The sequence below is a fragment of the Paenarthrobacter sp. NPDC089322 genome (assembly GCF_040684895.1).
GTDB lineage: Bacteria > Actinomycetota > Actinomycetes > Actinomycetales > Micrococcaceae > Arthrobacter.
The window spans coordinates 99872-116301 of record NZ_JBFBGW010000006.1 but is presented as its reverse complement, the minus strand read 5'-3'; the positions used below and the strand labels follow the sequence as shown (position 1 = coordinate 116301).

The window sequence follows — 16430 nt, the reverse complement described above, 5'->3', positions numbered from 1 at the left end:
GGGCCCTTTGCAGAGCGCAACAAAGTTGTCATCGTTACGCACTCATCGCTGGGAACTCATCGGGTTTCCATCAGATTTCTGACCCGCTTTCAGGTTTGGACGGTTTTCCTGTGGCGACCGGGGCCTCCACAAGTGGCGTACCCGGCATCAGGTGACGTTCGACGGCGCTTGTTTCGGTAGCGCCCGCAAGGGCCCTTCCGAAGGCTCGCCGCTTGATCGCCAATGCCAAGCACTTTTCGCTGGGGTGCAGCCACGCACCCCGGCCGGCCATCCGGCGTCGAATATCGACCAGGACAGCGGACGAACCGCCGCCTTGGGCGACCAGCCGGAGAAGCTCGGACCGGGAGCCTCGCTTCCGGCATCCGATACAGGTGCGAACGGGCACATGGCCGCGTTCAAGCAGTTCAGCCACGATGTGTCCTTACCTGCCTTACGCAACTTGCGCCGGACCGCCACGATCTGCACATACAGACGAGGCACGCCGAGGCGCGCGGATACCGGATGAAAGCCCGGTTCTATCCATTCTAGCCCCCCGGTCCCGGACAGCCGAAACCGTGGCGCCGCCAGCGCGGCGTATTCCGACGGTCAAGACCGCCGGAATACGCCCCTAGTTGGTCTTTGCCGGGGTGGCGTCGGAGACGATGTCGATCCGCCATCCAGTCAGCTTGGCGGCAAGGCGTGCATTCTGGCCTTCCTTGCCGATCGCCAGGGACAATTGGTAGTCGGGAACCACCACCCTGGCCGAGCGGGTTGCCTCGTCCGTGATGGTGACGGAATTCACCCTCGACGGCGACAAGGAGTTCGCGATGAACGTTGCCGGGTCGTCGCTGAAGTCGACGATGTCGATCTTTTCATCGTTGAGTTCAGTCATCACGGCACGGACACGGGAACCCATTTCACCGATGCAGGCACCCTTGGCGTTGACGCCCGGGGCGTTCGCCTTGACGGCGATCTTGGTGCGGTGACCTGCTTCGCGGGCCAGGGCCACGATCTCCACGGAGCGGTCCGCGATCTCGGGGACTTCCATTTCAAACAGCTTGCGGACCAGGCCCGGGTGTGAGCGCGAAAGCGTGATGGACGGGCCTTTGGCGCCGCGGTGGACATCCACGACGAACGCGCGCAGGCGGCTGCCGTGGACGTACTTCTCTCCGGGGACCTGTTCGGGCGGGGGAAGCAGGGCTTCCACAGACCCGAGGTTGACCTGGATCATGTGCGGGTTGTTGCCCTGTTGGATCATGCCGGCCACGAGCTCGCCCTCACGGCCCTTGAATTCGCCCAGCACGTTGTCATCCTCAACATCGCGGAGGCGCTGCAGGATGATTTGCCGCGCGGTGCTGGCCGCAATGCGGCCGAAGCCGGCCGGGGTGTCCTCGAACTCGCCGATGGCTTCGCCGTCGTCGTCGATCTCGGTAGCCCAAATGGTCACGTGGCCGCTCTTGCGGTCCAGCTCGGCGCGGGCTTTCTCGAATGCCCCGGGCGTCTTGTGGTACGCCACCAGCAACGCCTGTTCGATGGTGGGAATCAGGAGGTCCAGCGGAATTTCACGCTCACGCTCCAGGAGTCTCAGTGCGCTCATGTCAATATCCATTAGGCCTCCTCGGAAGGTCCATTGTGTTCGTCTGCCAGCCCGGCCTCGTGGAGGTGGCTGAATTCAATCTCGACTTTTCCGTGCCGGATCCTGTCGAAAGGAATAGTGATGGGGTCACCCTGCTTGGGTTTCATGCCCTTCTTGACCTCGTGCTCCGGTATCAACGTCACGGCATCTGCCTCCACGGACGCGATGCGGCCCAGGATGTTTTCGCCTTGGATGACATTGACTCTGACCATTCGGCCACGGGCCCTGTGCCAGTGTCGGGGTTCAGTGAGCGGCCGACCGACGCCCGGCGAGGAAACCTCGAGATCGTAGGGCCGGCCGTCGTCATGGGGGTCGTTGTCAAGGATATCGGACAGGCCCCGGGAGACGTCCGCGATAGCGTCAAGGCTGACGCCACCGGTTTCTTCCTGCGGAAGGTCCACCACGACGTGGACGGTGCGGTGGGAACCGGCAACGTGGATGGAAACATCCTCGAGGTAAAGCCTGTTGGCAAGGACAGCCGGTTCGAGCAAAGCTTTGAGCCTGCTCTCTTCCGGGTTGTGGATGGTGGCCGTTGAGTTGGATTCAGTACGGTCCGTTGAAGTCGTGGCTTCCGAGTCACTCACGTTGCCCGCCGCCTCCCGATAGATGTTGTTGTGACTACTAGCCTAACGATTTTCGGGAGCTCATGGTGCACGGAGTTGGCCGCCCACGTGACACCATGGTGTGTTGTGAACGAGCAGGCAAGTGAAAAACGACAGGCACCAGCGTGGGGCCGGGTCCTGCTCGTTTCAGTAGTCGCCCTGCTTGTTGTGGGTACCGGCATAGTCCTTATTCCGCGGGATTCCGGGACTCCCCCGGCCGTTCCGTTCTCCGAGACCGCCCGCACCGAAGCTTTGGCCGGAACCTTGCTGCTCCGCCGGTCCGCAGACTCCTTGGCTGCCGCCGCTGACCCGGGCACCGACGCCAAGGCCTTGGGCGATGCTGTGACATTGCTGACAACCCATGCCCGCGCCCTGCAGGATCCGGCTGCATCCTCCGACACCAGCGCCCCACCGTCCAGCGCTCCACCGTCCAGTGCTGAAACGGCCGGCGAACCGACGCGCGCTTCCTTTGTGGCCGGCCTTGCCACGAGCGGCCGGCAGCGGCTGGACCACGCGCGCGAAGCCGACGGCGGGATCGCGCGGCTGCTCGCCGCCGTCGGGTCCGCCCAACTGCTGGAGGCAGAGAAACTCGCCGCGGCGTGGCAACTGCCTGTACCTTCGCCGACGTCGGGAAGCCCTTCAGGCAGCACGAACACAGCTCCACTACCGGAGGCGGTTCAATGCCCCTCGGTGAGCCCCACCGCGGAGAGCACAGCTGCCACCACGGACGCTGCCCTGGCCGCCACCGTCCGGTCCGAACAGGAAGCGGTGTACGTCTACCAAGTGGCCCTCAAGCGGATCGATGCCGAAGCTGCGGTTTCCGCGGCGAGGGACCTGGCGGTGCACGAGAAACTGTTGCAGAAGGCGGAAGCCCTCACCCGCAGCAATTGCGGCGACGTTCCCGCCCGGGAAGCCGGATATACACTTCCCACGCAGTTCGCCGAGGATCCGGGAGCTGCCTTGGGCACGTTGGAGTCGGACTCCTTGCCGGGATTCGGTGACCTCATCGCTCTGTCTGAGGGCGAAACGCGTGATTGGGCGATCAGCGGCCTGCTGGCCGCGGGCCGCAGAAGCCTTGCCTGGGGTGCCCCGCTGCCCGTGTTACCAGGGTTGGAGCTCGATGCCGATGAGTTGCCGCCCTGGCGACGCCCGGTCCCAGCCCGACACGACAGGCAGGATAGCTAAGCCTATCCATGCTGGCCAAGACAGGCGGCCAGTGCTTGGCTTGAACCATGGCATCCCCGGAAACTGCCACGACCCACGGGAATGAACCGCACCGGGACGACCTCGCCCACCGGTTGAATTGGCTGCGGGCCGGAGTTCTGGGAGCCAACGACGGCATTGTCTCCGTGGCCGCAATCGTTGTGGGCGTAGCCGGGGCCACCACCAACACCGGTAGCATCCTGGCCGCAGGTACTGCCGGCCTGGTAGGCGGTGCGGTCTCCATGGCCTTGGGCGAATATGTCTCTGTCAGCAGCCAGAGAGACACCCAAAAATCGTTGATCGAAAAGGAACGCCGGGAACTCGCAGAACAGCCGGAAGAAGAACTCAGCGAGCTCGCAGCCATCTATGAAGCCAAGGGCCTGACTCCCCGTACAGCCAGGACTGTGGCAGAAGAATTGACGAAACACGACGCCCTCGCCGCACACCTGTCCGCGGAATTGAACATCCAGGAAGAAGACATCGTCAGTCCCTGGAACGCTGCGTTCGCGTCCGCGGTAGCGTTCACCCTTGGTGCCGTGCTTCCCATGCTGGCCATCCTGCTACCACCTCCGGAGATGCGGGTTCCCCTGACGTTCGTAGCGGTCTTGCTTGCGCTCGCCATCACTGGCGCCGTCGGGGCATGGATCGGCGGTGCGCCCAAGTTCAGGGCAGCGGCCAGGGTGGTGACGGGAGGAGCGCTGGCACTGGCTGCGACCTTCACGATCGGCAGCATGCTGGGTGCCAGCGGCATTTTCTAGCCGCGGCGGCGTTTTCGCCATCTGCGTTTGCCACCGCAGAGCTAGGCTGATCGCGTGACCCTTCACGCCATCATTCCGATACCGGGCGATCTGCATGCCCGCTACAACCGCAACTCCGCGGGACGGGACTGGCTGGCCAGCCTCCCCGGGCTCATCGCGGAGGCCCTGGACCGCTGGCAGCTCTCAGTGGACCTCGCGCCCGGGGCTGAGCCGTGGAACGGACATGGCGCCCTGGTTATCCCGGTCCTGCAGAACGGCACTCCAACTGCGCTGAAAATCGCGTACCCGCACGAGGAAGCGCTCGTTGAGCGCCACGCGCTGGCGTTATGGGGTGGCCACGGAGCCGTGCGCCTCCTGGGCGCCGACGCAGCAAGCTGCTCGATGCTCCTTGAACGCCTGGACGCAACCCGCTGGCTCCAGGATGCCCCCTTGGACGAAGCCCGGGACATCTGGGGCGCCATCGTGCGCCGGCTTTCCATCACACCGGATGCCCGCGCCGAATGGCAGGACTTTGAGCACGTCGCGGCCACTGCGGAGCGCTGGAGCGACGAATTGCCCGCCACGTGGGAGCAGCTGGATCGTCCCTTTCCCCGGTGGCTTTTGGAAGCTGCCTTGGAAGTCTGCCAGACCCGTGGGGCCGTGGGCCGACGTTCCGGCACTGATGTTCTGGTGCATACCGACCTCCACTTCATGAACATCCTGGGAGTTCCCGGCGCCGATCAGCCAGGTCGCGGCGACTACCTTGCCATCGATCCCCAGCCCCAGGTCGGCGAAGCCGAATTTGCCGTCGCACCCCTTTTGTGGAACCGGATCAGGGATTTGCCTGCGGCCAGCCCGGCAGAAGGCCTGTGGGAGCGCTGCCGGGACTTCAGCCTTGCCGCCGGCCTTGACCCCGAGGTGGCCAGGCAGTGGAGCATCGTCCGCGAAGTGGACAACGCTCTGTGGTCTGCCGGCAAACCAGGCCATGGGGGCGACCTCGCTCGTTCCCTTTGGGTGGCCAGTACGCTGGCCGGCAGGACTCTGGAGGGGCTGCCCCACGCCCACGAACTTCCCCAACCCGGCGAGGCCGCGGGGTAACCGGCGGCAGGCCGGCTACCGGAAGGTGTCGTTCCAGACGTCCACACCGAGCTTGATAATCAGCGCACCCACCACGATCAGGAAGACGATCCGGACGAAGCCGCTTCCGCGGGCAACAGCCGTCCGGGCTCCAAGGTAGCCTCCGGCCATGTTCGCCAAGCCGAGGACCAGTCCCACTCCCCACAGCAAAGAGCCATGGGGGAGGAAAAAGAGCAGGGCACCGGCGTTGGTGGCCATGTTGACGATCTTGGCCTTTGCGCTTGCTTCGAGGAAGGCGTAGCCCATGGCCGAGACCAGGGCGATGACCAGGAATGAGCCGGTTCCAGGGCCGATGAGGCCGTCATAGAACCCGATCATGGCGCCGATGAGGCATGCGACGACGTAATGCTTGTGGCCGTCATGGCGCAGGGCCGTCAATTCACCGGCGGTGGGCCGCAGGGCAGTGAATATGGCGACGGCGATGAGCGCGACCACGATGATCGGCTTGAAAACGCTGGCAGGCAGGGACGCCGCAAGAATGGCACCACCGAAGCTTCCGGCAAGTGCAATCACCGCCATGGGAACGGCTGTCTTGAGGTCCGGGCCCACCCGGCGGTAGTAGGTCGTGGCGCTCGTGGTGGTACCGAAGATGGAGCCCATCTTGTTGGTAGCCAACGCCTGGACGGGAGTGATTCCCGGCACCAGCAGCAGGGCGGGGAGCTGGATCAGTCCCCCGCCCCCGACTACGGCATCAACCCAGCCGGCAGCGAATCCAGCCACCACAATCAAAATGAGGGTGGTCAGCTGGATGGACTCGAAGCCTGAAATCACCGGTTGCGGACGGCGTTGACCACGTAATCGACGGCCTTGTCCACCGAAATGTTCTCGGCGTCGCCGCTGCGGCGGTCCTTGATTTCCACGACGCCGTCAACGAGTCCACGGCCAACAGCCAGGATGGTGGGCACGCCCAAGAGCTCCGCGTCGCCGAACTTGACTCCGGGTGAGACCTTGGGGCGGTCGTCGAAAATGACGTCCAGGCCGGCAGCCTCAAGCTCGGCTGAGAGCTTTTCTGCTGCCTCGAAGATCTCGTCCCCGCGGCCTACGGCCACCACATGGACATCGGCCGGTGCCACGGCGCGGGGCCAGACAAGGCCGCGGTCGTCGTGGTTGGCCTCAGCCAGGGCAGCAACAGCACGGGTGACACCAACTCCGTAGGAGCCCATGGTGACCACAACCTGCTTGCCGTTCTGGTCCAGGACTTTCAGGTCCAGCGCCTCGGCGTACTTACGGCCGAGCTGGAAGATGTGGCCCATCTCGATGCCGCGGGCCGTCTCCAGGGGGCCCGAGCCATCGGGCGAGGGGTCTCCTGCACGGACTTCAGTGCACTCAATGACGCCATCCCACGTGAAGTCGCGGCCGGCGACAAGCCCGAAGACGTGCTTGCCTTCGAGGTTGGCCCCGGTGACCCAACTGGTGCCGGAGACAACGCGTGGGTCCACGAGGAAGAGCAACTTTGAGGAGCCTTCAAGGCCGAGGACAGCGTTGTCGAGGGAAAGGCCGGGGCCGATGTAGCCCTTGACCAGCCATGGAAGTTTCTTGAGGTCTTCCTCGTTGGCCGCTTCCAGGCCGATCTCGCCGGCGATCGGCAGGAAGGCGCCGATGTTGGCTTCCACGCGCTTGAGGTCCACTGCCCTGTCGCCGGGAACTCCGATCACAACGATCTGCCGCTCACCAGTAGGCAGCGTCACGGCAAGGACCACATTCTTCAGCGTGTCGGCGGCAGTCCAGGCGCCGCCGTCGGCCTCGCTCCGAGCAGCCAACTGGTTGGCTGCGTCCACCAGCGTTTCAATGGTGGGCGTGTTCGGGGTGTCCAAAACCTCGGCGGCAGGCGCGTTGCTGAAGTCGATGTCATCCGGGACCACGGTGGTCACGGCCTCAACGTTGGCAGCATAACCACCCGCGGAACGCACGAACGTGTCCTCGCCGATGTCCGTGGGGAACAGGAATTCCTCACTCTTGGAACCGCCCATGGCACCCGCCGTTGCGGCAACGGGGACAACTTCCAGGCCGAGGCGTTCGAAGATCTTCAGGTACGCGGCACGGTGGGCGGCGTAGCTGGCATCCAGGCCGGCGTCGTCCACGTCGAAGGAGTAGGAGTCCTTCATGATGAATTCGCGGCCACGGAGGAGGCCGGCCCGGGGGCGAGCTTCATCGCGGTACTTGTTCTGGATCTGGTACAGGCTCAGCGGCAGGTCCTTGTACGAGGAGTACAGGTCCTTCACCAGGAGAGTGAACATCTCCTCATGCGTGGGAGCCAGAAGGTAGTCCGCTCCCTTGCGGTCCTGGAGGCGGAACAGGCCTTCGCCGTACTCGGTCCAGCGGTTGGTGGCCTCATAGGGCTCGCGCGGAAGCAACGCCGGGAAGTGGACTTCCTGCGCCCCGATGGCCGCCATCTCCTGGCGAATGACTTCCTCCACCTTGCGCAGGACGCTCAGTCCCAGCGGAAGCCACGTGTAGATTCCGGGGGCTGCGCGGCGGATGTATCCGGCCCGGACCAGAAGCTTGTGGCTGGCAACCTCGGCGTCGACGGGATCTTCACGCAACGTGCGCAGGAATAGATGGGAAAGGCGAAGGACCACGGGTACGTATCCGTTTCTATGGCAGATGTGGCAAAAACAACTGTCTACTAATCTACCGGCTGGCAGCACGACCTCTTGAACGGTGTTTCGAGGCGCTGCTCCAACGCGTCTGTCACAGAAGAGCCACGCCGCCGCGTCCGGAAGCCCCTGGCCGAATCCGGCTGGTCATCCTGCGATGGCGTGGCTCAGCGGCCGGCCGGCCGCAGACTCTGTCCTGGGACTATCTTCCCGTTCCCTCCAGCGGAACGGGATCGCCTGCGACTGGGAAGCAATGGTCACTGCCGAGCTTTTGGGTGGTGCGGCTGCCCTGGGCATCCTTCAAGGTCAAAGTCATGATTCCCCCTGTCACCACCCGCGCCCCAACGACACGGCTAGGGATGAATTTATGTGATTGCGGACACGTTTTCAAGGATGGAGGTTCGCCGCGTGCCCCTTGACCTGCCCTAACGCCGGATCTAGGTTTAATTCATCACTTGGTGAATTAAAGCTCAGCCGGAGGCAATCATGTCCCATGTAGCCATGGAAGCAAAGGGTTTGGAGATCTCGCGGGGTCGGACAAAAATCCTGCGCGGACTGGATTTCACGGTGGAGCAGAGCTGCATTACGGGACTCCTTGGGCCCTCGGGCAGCGGCAAGACAACGCTCATGCGCGGAATCGTCGGCGTGCAGCGGATCACCCGCGGATCGATCTCCGTACTCGGCCGCCCTGCCGGCTCCGCCGGTTTGAGGCGCGACGTCGGATACGTCACGCAGGGCGGCAGCGTGTACGGAGACTTGAGCGTCGAGGCGAACGTCAGGTACTTCGGTGCACTGCACGGCTCGACGGCGGCCGACGTCACCGAGGCGATTGCCGCCGTCGGACTTCAAGCGTTTGCCCGGCAGAAGGCGGGAAACCTGTCCGGCGGGCAGTTCAGCCGCGTCTCGCTGGCATGTGCGCTGGTGGCCCGCCCAAAGCTGCTGGTCCTGGATGAACCGACCGTCGGGCTGGACCCCGTCCTTCGCGCCGAACTGTGGGAGCGGTTCGCCGGCATGGCATCCCACGGGACTACGTTGCTGGTCTCCAGCCACGTGATGGAAGAGGCCTCGCATTGTTCGTCCCTGCTGCTTCTGCGGGACGGACTGCTGCTGGCCCAGCTCACTCCGGCTGAACTGGCTGAGCGTGGGCGCAGCAACGACCTGGAACGGGCGTTCCTGACCATGATCAAGGATGCTGAACGCGGCCAGGCCACCCAACAAGATGTGAAGGAAAGGCGGGTGGCACCGTGAACCCCCGGATGGCCCTTGCGACGACTGCCCGCGTCCTGGGCCAGTTGCGCCACGACCACCGAAGCATTGCGCTGATCCTTGTGGTCCCCGCATTGTTGCTCACGGCCGTCTATTTCCTGTTCGAGAACGAAACGCTTCCACCGGGATTTCCCCGCACGTTCGACCGCGTAGGGCTCATGATGCTCGCCATCTTCCCGTTCGTGGTGATGTTCCTGGTCACCTCCATCACCATGCTGAGGGAGAGAACGTCGGGGACATTGGAACGCCTCCTGACGACCCCCATCCATAAAGCGGACCTGCTCTTCGGCTATGCCCTGGCGTTCTCCATCATGGCCGCGCTCCAATCACTGGTGGCAACAGCAGTTGCGTATTGGATTTTTGATCTCGACATCAAGGGAAGCCCGGGCTTCGTGGTGATGATCGCCGTCATCAACGCAGTACTCGGCGTCGCCCTGGGGCTGTTGTGCTCAGCGTTCGCCCGTACCGAGTTCCAAGCCGTCCAATTCATGCCGGTTGTGGTGGTACCGCAAATTCTGTTGTGCGGACTGTTCGTGGCACGTGACCGCATGAACGATGTCCTCGAGGCAATCTCCGGTGTCCTGCCGCTGACCTTCTCGGTAGATGCCCTCCAGGAGATTGCAGCAAACACAGATGCAACGGACACGATGTGGCAGGACACCGTGGTGATGGGCGGAATCGTGGTGGGCGTCCTCGTGTTGGCTTCCCTGACGTTGCGGAGGCAAACGTCATGAGCCTCCAGCCTTTGCGGAGGGGCCGGAGAAGGGTTGGCGATCACTCCCGCGAAACCATCCTGGCGGCTGCCCGCAAGCTGTTCGCCGAGCAGGGTTTTGACGGCACAAGCCTGCGCCAAGTAGCGCGGGAGGCCTCAGTGGACCCCGCCATGGTGCACCACTTTTTCAAGGGCAAGGACGAACTGTTCGCGTGCAGCGTGGAGTTGCCGGTGGACCCGGCCGAGGTACTTGCCGGAGTGGAGCTCCTGGATCCTGCCGATCGGTCCGAGGCCCTTGTCCGCGCCATCCTGCGGCTGTGGGAAAGCCCTGCGCAGCACGCACTCGTGGCGTTTGCCCGCGGCACCATCGGGTCGAAGACCAAGACGGCCATGCTGCGGGAAGTGGTGACGCGTGCCATCCTGTCCAGGGTCATGGCAGGCGTGCAGGGGTCCGAGGAAGAGGTCCTGCTGCGGGGCAACCTGGTGGCTACGCAGACCGTCGGCCTCATCCTGGTCCGCTACGTGGTGCGTTTGGAACCCCTTGCCTCAGCCTCGCAGGACGACGTTGTGCGTAAGGTGGCACCCAACATCCAGCGGTACCTCACCGGAGACCTGCGCTCCCCCAAGTAAGTAGCAGCACATGCCGTTTTGAGAGCCCAAAACGGCATGTGCTGCTACCTGGTTTTAGTGGCTACTTGATGAGTTCCACAGCCTGGTTGACAAGGTCTGCGGCGCGGGCGACAGCTTCTTGCTCCGTCTTTCCACCATTCGCGAGTGCGTTAATCAGAACTCCGTCTTTCAATCCCCTGACCATGATCATGGATTGCTTACGGCCGTCAGCGAATGATGAGTCGGTACGCAATGCCATTGAGACCGGAGCTGCCAGGGATACCTCGACCGGACGCATCTCCATCGTCACCTTCGTTTCGCCCATGGTCATTGCCATACTCGAACACTCGCTGATCTGGTCCTGCTTTGCAAAGTCCGCCTCCAGGCGATCCTGGTCCAGTCCGGACGCCAAGGACAGTGCGGTTGACGATCCGGCAGCAACGTCCACGCTTGTACCCACTACGCCCTTCACGTTCTCAATCGGGAAGAGGCTGGCCAGCACAAGCTCCCTGCACTGGGCCGGTTCTATAGCGGCGCCTTCGAACATTGCCTTGCTCTGCTGTGCCGTCCCGGCCATATCTGCCATAGACATCACCGCAAGCTGCAGTCCGTTGTCGTCACGAAGTTGGACCATGATGGCCGTCAGCTCATCCACGGTGTAGTCCTTGACCGGCGTCGGAGTCGGCGTAGGTGTCGCCGTTTCGCTGGCGGGAGCCGAGGCGGCTTTCGTGGAAGCACCGGAGCCGCCACAGGCGGTAAGGCCCATGACCAGCAGTCCCGACACGGCAAATCCGCGCAGAGCGTTCTTATTCATTTGTTCCCCAAGGAAGTCGAGTGATTCGTTGGCGCATGCCAACCGGGACAAGACTACAAGTAAGTAGCAGAAGATGCCTTTTTGAGCGTTCAGAACGTGCTTAACTGCGACTCAGTTGGGAGGGCCGAAGCGGGTCTAGAACAAGACGGTCGCGAACGTGCCGACTTGCTCGAAGCCCACCCTTTCGTAGGTAGCCCGCGCCTTGGCGTTGTAGTCGTTGACATAGAGGCTCGTCACCGGAGCGTATGTCCGGGAAAGATTGACGACGGCGGCCATGTAGCCGGCGCTCTGGTGGAGTCCACGCATTTCCGGGTTCATCCAAACGCCCTGCACCTGGGTGACGTCCGCGGTGACGGCACCCAGCTCAGCCTTGAAAACGACCGTTCCGGCTTCGTCGATGTGGACCAGGGAGTGTCCTTGACGGATAAGTCCTGCTACCCGCCTGCTGTAGAAATCATGACCGCCCAGGAAGGGCGAGTAGCCCACTTCTTCTTCGAACATGGCCGCACATGCCGGGAGGATGCGGTCGAAATCAGCCATGGTTCCAAAGGTAAGCCGGGGGTTTGCTTCGATGGACGGTTTCCCGGAAAGGCTCAGGAGGGGTTGCCTGGAACGGACTTCGTGGGCAAAGTGGCCCAATTGTTCGAAGCGGGAGTAGAGGGCAAGGACGGTATCGGCGGGGCCAAAGATCGAGGCATATCGCCTGCCGGATTGGTGGGCGGCCGCGGCGACGTGCCCGGCAAACTCGGGATCAAGCTGGACCGGGACGAGGTTGGCCCCGGCCCAACATGCTCCGAGGAGGGTCTCGTCGTCAAACACGCCAATGACGCTGGCGCCACCACTGGTGGGGGCAGCAGTTCCGACACTGTCCAAGTGCGCCAGGATGAAGACGTTGGACACGGGGTCTTCACCCGCAAGCGCGCGAAGGGCCAGGGTGTCGGCACCGCCGAGCACCCTGACGCCCAGGCCTGTCTCGTTACGAGACGCTAACCACGGGGCTACCCTTGACAGCATCTTCGCCATCGGCCTCCCCCATCTCTTCAGCGATTCGCATCGCTTCTTCGATCAGTGTCTCAACAATTTGGCTTTCGGGCACAGTCTTGATGACTTCGCCCTTCACGAAAATCTGGCCCTTGCCGTTGCCCGATGCCACGCCGAGGTCCGCTTCGCGGGCTTCACCCGGGCCATTGACGACACATCCCATGACGGCGACGCGCAGCGGGATTTCCATGCCCTCGAGACCGGCAGTGACCTGCTCGGCCAGCGTGTACACATCTACCTGGGCGCGTCCGCAGGACGGGCAAGACACGATTTCCAGTTTGCGTGGGCGAAGATTCAAGGACTGCAGGATCTGGTTGCCCACCTTGATTTCCTCCACGGGCGGTGCCGAGAGCGAAACTCGGATGGTGTCACCGATACCCCGCGACAGGAGCGCGCCGAATGCCGTGGCCGACTTGATGGTTCCCTGGAAGGCCGGGCCGGCTTCAGTCACGCCCAGGTGCAGCGGCCAGTCGCCCTTTTCCGCGAGCATCTCATACGCCGCCACCATGACCACGGGGTCGTTGTGCTTCACGGAGATCTTGAAGTCATGGAAACCGTGCTCTTCGAATAGAGAGGCTTCCCAAACGGCCGACTCGACGAGTGCCTCCGGCGTTGCCTTGCCATACTTCTTCAGGATGCCTGGCTCCAGCGAACCTGCATTGACGCCGATACGGATGGACGTGCCATGGTCCCGGGCCGCTGCAGCGATTTCCTTCACCTGGTCATCGAACTTGCGGATGTTGCCGGGGTTTACGCGGACCGCGGCGCAGCCTGCCTCGATGGCGGCGAAGACGTACTTCGGCTGGAAGTGGATGTCCGCGATCACCGGAATCTGCGATTTGCGGGCGATGATGGGCAGTGCCTCGGCGTCATCTGCGGACGGGCAGGCAACGCGAACAATGTCACAGCCGGAAGCCGTCAACTCCGCGATCTGCTGCAGGGTGGCGTTGATGTCCGTGGTGGGTGTGGTGGTCATGGACTGCACGCTGATTGGCGAGTCGGAACCTACGCCAACGGACCCAACCTTGATTTGCCGCGTCTTGCGGCGTGGGGCAAGGACTGGTGGAGGGGCAGATGGCATTCCCAGGCTGACCGAGGTCACGTGGACTCCTTGGGTTGGGGTGGATCTTGTGGTGGGGCGCCAGGACTAGGACGCGTGGTCGGCCAGGACGCCGATGATCGGGGACCATTCGGTGGTGCGGATACCGGCGATTGCGCCGGCATCTGCGAACGGATCCTGCTTGAGGAGGTCATTGAGTTCGGCTTCGTCCGCGGACTTGAAGATCAGCAGCGCGCCGGCGCCGTCACCGTAGGGGCCGCTCGCCAGCAGCTTGCCCTCTTCAGCCAGATCGCCCAGCCAGGCACGGTGAGCGGGGCGGGCTTCGTCGCGGAGGGCGCCGGAATCGGCAACATATACGTACTCAACAGCGAAAACAGTCATGGTGCTAGCCTATCCCGATGCACCGGGTGATCCCCCATCGTCAGCGGATCACCTTGCCTTTGCAGTGGATGCCTACCCAAAGATATTCACCGGCTTAACGATGTCGGCGTAGATCAGCAGCGCGCCCATGGCCATCAACAGGGCAGCCACAACGTACGTGGCCGGAAGCAGCTTCGCGATGTCGAAGGCTCCGGGGTCCGGCTTGCCACGCAACTTCGCCACCCGCCGTCGTAGTCCTTCATACAGCGCGCCCGCAACGTGGCCGCCGTCCAGCGGCAGGAGGGGGATGAGGTTGAAGATCGCCAACGCGAAATTGAGCCCTGCAAGCAGCCCCACCAGTGCACCTACGCGGGCCTTCAAGGGAATCTCTTCCATTGCGGCCACCTCGCCGGCAACCCGCCCCACGCCCACCACGCTGATGGGACCGTTGGGATCGCGGGGCTCCTCGCTGAAGGCAGCCTTGGCCACGCCCGCCACCCTTGCCGGCAGGTTGAGTATCACGCCTGATATCTGCTTGATGTTCTCCCCCGCCATGGGGAGCACGGACGACGCCGGTTGGGGCACAAGGTCGCTTTGGGCACCGATGCCGAGGAAGCCTACTTCCTGGTACTTCAACACGCCGTTTGCGTCCTGTTCGGGACGACCGTCAGAACCAATGACCGGCCGGGAGGTCAGCACAGGCGTCACCGTGGTGGATACAGCTTCGCCGCTGCGCTCCACCGTGATGGGAACTTCCCGCCCCGCAGAAGCCCTGATCCAGCCCGTCAGCTCATCCCAATCAGTGACGGGCTTCCCGTCGAAGGACGTGATGGTGTCGTTCGGCTGCAGCCCTGCTGCGGCCGCGGGTGTCGGCTTGCAGTCGGCGGAGTCCGGATCGACGGTCTCCCCCGCGGCTACCTGGCACTTCGAAACGTCGGCGATGGTGGTGGTTGCCGTGGCCACGCCGAAACCCATGAGAAGCACCGCCGTCAGAACCAGCCCGATGAGCAGGTTCATGGCCGGCCCCCCGAGCATGACAATGATCTTCTTCCAAACGGGCAGCTTGTAGAAGACCCGGTTTTCGTCCCCGGGACCAACTTCCTCATGCGCTACCGAACGGGCCTCTGATGCAAGGGTTTGGAACATCCCGGTACTGGACGGCCTGACGCCACCGTCGTCCTTGTTGGGCGGGTACATGCCGATCATGGCGACGTAGCCACCCAGCGGAAGGGCCTTGAAGCCGTACTCGGTTTCCCCTCTTCTCCTGGACCACAGGGTGGGGCCGAAGCCGATCATGTACTTGGTTACCCGGACTTTGAAGAGCTTCGCAGGAACGAGGTGGCCGACCTCGTGAAGGGCGATGGAGACGGCTACGCCGAGAGCGACGAAGACGACTCCGAGGATGAAAAGGAGGACGGGACTCATGCCGGTGGGACTGCTTCCATAGGAGGTGTGCCAGCTACAGGGTGCTGGTGGCTAAACGATCGTGGGTACGGGTGCGTGCCCAACTCTCAGCATCCAATACCGACTCCACCGTCAGCTCCGAGGATCCTGAATGTTCGCTGAGGACGGACTCCACTGTGTCCACGATGTCCGTGAACCTGATGCGTCCTGCATGGAACGCCTCAACAGCTTCCTCATTGGCGGCATTGAAGACAGCCGGGTAGGTGCTGCCTTGCTTTGCGGCATCCTTGGCGAGGTCGACCGCGGGGAACGCAACAGAGTCAAGGGGTTCGAAGGTCCAACTGGTGGCCTGGGTCCAGTCGCAAGCCTGGGCGGCACGTGGAACGCGGTGGGGCCACCCCAGGCCCAAGGCGATGGGGAGCCGCATATCCGGAGGCGATGCCTGCGCGATGATGGATCCGTCCACGAACTGGACCATTGAGTGGACGACGGACTGCGGGTGGACCACGACGTCGATCCTGTCCAAGGGAACATCGAAGAGCAAGTGGGCCTCGATGACTTCAAGGCCCTTGTTCACCAGGCTGGCCGAGTTGGTGGTGACCATGAGGCCCATGTCCCAAGTAGGATGCGCCAACGCTTCCTGCGGTGTAACACTGTGAAGCTGCTCCCGTGTCCGTCCTCGAAACGGTCCCCCCGAAGCGGTGAGGATCAACTTCTCCACTTCCGGGGCTGAACCTGAGCGCAAACACTGGGCGATCGCCGAGTGCTCCGAATCAACAGGCACAATTTGCCCCGGCTGGGCCGCGGCCTTCACCAAGGCGCCCCCTACGATCAAGGACTCCTTGTTGGCGAGCGCCAGCGTGGCGCCAGAGCCAAGGGCAGCGAGCGTAGGCGCCAAACCGATGGAGCCCGTGATCCCGTTGAGGACGACATCGCAGGAGATGGCGGCAATCTGCGCGGAGGCATCAGGGCCAACGAAGATTTCGGGCGCGAAGTTGCGGAGCCCGGCTTGTGATGCGGCCTGATCGATCAACTGCCGCAATGCCCCGGCATCGCCGCGGGCAACGCCGACAGCCTGCACGCGCATCTGCACCGCCTGCCGGGCGATCAGGTCCACGTTGCCGCCGCCCGCGCTCAGGGCCACCACTTCAAAGAGATGCGGGGCGGCCTCGACGACGTCAATCGCCTGTGTGCCGATGGAACCGGTGGACCCGAGGATGACGATCTTGCGCGGCTGCATTGCTTAAGTATCCCAGCCCCCACAAGCCACAGC

General features: G+C 63.4%; 17 protein-coding genes. 6 read left to right on the top strand and 11 right to left on the bottom strand.

Annotated elements, in window-relative coordinates; genetic code table 11:
• Positions 1 to 70 precede the first annotated feature (70 nt).
• The 3 genes from AB0N65_RS08875 to rimP all read right to left on the bottom strand — a co-directional run bounded on the left by AB0N65_RS08875 (position 71) and on the right by rimP (position 2199).
• A complete protein-coding gene (locus AB0N65_RS08875; RefSeq protein WP_364160216.1) occupies positions 71 to 412 on the bottom strand; it encodes a YlxR family protein in 342 nt (113 codons plus the stop codon).
• Positions 413 to 607: 195 nt separating this feature from the next.
• Positions 608 to 1588, bottom strand: coding sequence for a transcription termination factor NusA (gene nusA / locus AB0N65_RS08870; protein WP_364160214.1), 981 nt, complete (start codon positions 1586 to 1588; stop codon positions 608 to 610).
• Entirely contained in the window at positions 1588 to 2199 is a 612-nt protein-coding gene (gene rimP / locus AB0N65_RS08865; protein WP_364160212.1) for a ribosome maturation factor RimP, read from the bottom strand. Before rimP ends, nusA begins: the two co-directional genes overlap by 1 nt.
• A 105-nt stretch (positions 2200 to 2304) precedes the next feature.
• Here rimP and AB0N65_RS08860 point away from each other — a divergent pair, with 105 nt between their 5' ends.
• The 3 genes from AB0N65_RS08860 to AB0N65_RS08850 are packed head-to-tail and all read left to right on the top strand — an operon-like array spanning position 2305 to position 5255.
• Positions 2305 to 3402 carry a DUF4439 domain-containing protein gene (locus AB0N65_RS08860; RefSeq protein ID WP_364160210.1) on the top strand — a complete coding sequence of 366 codons (1098 nt, stop codon included), beginning with the start codon at positions 2305 to 2307 and terminating at the stop codon, positions 3400 to 3402.
• A gap of 47 nt (positions 3403 to 3449) precedes the next feature.
• Positions 3450 to 4178 (top strand): VIT family protein, encoded by a 729-nt coding sequence (locus AB0N65_RS08855; RefSeq protein WP_364160208.1) that lies wholly within the window; start codon positions 3450 to 3452, stop codon positions 4176 to 4178.
• A gap of 54 nt (positions 4179 to 4232) precedes the next feature.
• On the top strand, positions 4233 to 5255 hold the full coding sequence (locus tag AB0N65_RS08850) for an aminoglycoside phosphotransferase family protein (RefSeq protein WP_364160206.1): 1023 nt from the start codon (positions 4233 to 4235) through the stop codon (positions 5253 to 5255).
• A 15-nt stretch (positions 5256 to 5270) separates the two neighbouring features.
• On the opposite strand, the gene AB0N65_RS08845 is transcribed toward AB0N65_RS08850, so the two are convergent.
• Together AB0N65_RS08845 and AB0N65_RS08840 are read right to left on the bottom strand one after the other, a co-directional pair.
• Positions 5271 to 6065, bottom strand: coding sequence for a TSUP family transporter (locus AB0N65_RS08845; RefSeq protein WP_364160204.1), 795 nt, complete (start codon positions 6063 to 6065; stop codon positions 5271 to 5273).
• Positions 6062 to 7873, bottom strand: a complete 1812-nt coding sequence (locus AB0N65_RS08840; protein WP_364160202.1) for a proline--tRNA ligase — start codon at positions 7871 to 7873, stop codon at positions 6062 to 6064. The genes AB0N65_RS08845 and AB0N65_RS08840 overlap by 4 nt, the downstream gene beginning before the upstream one ends.
• A gap of 504 nt (positions 7874 to 8377) precedes the next feature.
• Here AB0N65_RS08840 and AB0N65_RS08835 point away from each other — a divergent pair.
• From AB0N65_RS08835 to AB0N65_RS08825, 3 genes are read left to right on the top strand one after another with little or no spacing between them, the layout of a single operon-like run.
• A complete protein-coding gene (locus AB0N65_RS08835) occupies positions 8378 to 9139 on the top strand; it encodes an ABC transporter ATP-binding protein (protein WP_364160200.1) in 762 nt (253 codons plus the stop codon).
• 8 nt (positions 9140 to 9147) lie between these two features.
• Complete coding sequence (locus tag AB0N65_RS08830; RefSeq protein WP_364160386.1) at positions 9148 to 9891, top strand: ABC transporter permease; 744 nt, start codon at positions 9148 to 9150, stop codon at positions 9889 to 9891.
• Positions 9888 to 10499, top strand: coding sequence for a TetR family transcriptional regulator (locus AB0N65_RS08825; protein WP_364160198.1), 612 nt, complete (start codon positions 9888 to 9890; stop codon positions 10497 to 10499). The genes AB0N65_RS08830 and AB0N65_RS08825 overlap by 4 nt, the downstream gene beginning before the upstream one ends.
• A 61-nt stretch (positions 10500 to 10560) precedes the next feature.
• Here the strand turns inward: AB0N65_RS08825 and AB0N65_RS08820 are convergent, their stop codons facing one another.
• The 6 genes from AB0N65_RS08820 to dxr all read right to left on the bottom strand — a co-directional run bounded on the left by AB0N65_RS08820 (position 10561) and on the right by dxr (position 16397).
• Positions 10561 to 11292 carry a hypothetical protein gene (locus AB0N65_RS08820; protein WP_364160196.1) on the bottom strand — a complete coding sequence of 244 codons (732 nt, stop codon included), beginning with the start codon at positions 11290 to 11292 and terminating at the stop codon, positions 10561 to 10563.
• A gap of 135 nt (positions 11293 to 11427) precedes the next feature.
• Positions 11428 to 12306: a DUF4081 domain-containing protein gene (locus AB0N65_RS08815; protein WP_364160384.1), complete on the bottom strand. Its 879-nt coding sequence runs from the start codon at positions 12304 to 12306 to the stop codon at positions 11428 to 11430.
• Positions 12269 to 13435, bottom strand: a complete 1167-nt coding sequence (gene ispG / locus AB0N65_RS08810; RefSeq protein WP_364160194.1) for a flavodoxin-dependent (E)-4-hydroxy-3-methylbut-2-enyl-diphosphate synthase — start codon at positions 13433 to 13435, stop codon at positions 12269 to 12271. The genes AB0N65_RS08815 and ispG overlap by 38 nt, the downstream gene beginning before the upstream one ends.
• A gap of 45 nt (positions 13436 to 13480) precedes the next feature.
• Positions 13481 to 13774 carry a YciI family protein gene (locus AB0N65_RS08805; protein WP_364160192.1) on the bottom strand — a complete coding sequence of 98 codons (294 nt, stop codon included), beginning with the start codon at positions 13772 to 13774 and terminating at the stop codon, positions 13481 to 13483.
• A 72-nt stretch (positions 13775 to 13846) separates the two neighbouring features.
• On the bottom strand, positions 13847 to 15178 hold the full coding sequence (locus tag AB0N65_RS08800) for a site-2 protease family protein (RefSeq protein WP_364160190.1): 1332 nt from the start codon (positions 15176 to 15178) through the stop codon (positions 13847 to 13849).
• 34 nt (positions 15179 to 15212) lie between these two features.
• Positions 15213 to 16397 (bottom strand): 1-deoxy-D-xylulose-5-phosphate reductoisomerase, encoded by a 1185-nt coding sequence (gene dxr, locus AB0N65_RS08795; RefSeq protein WP_364160188.1) that lies wholly within the window; start codon positions 16395 to 16397, stop codon positions 15213 to 15215.
• Positions 16398 to 16430 lie beyond the last annotated feature (33 nt).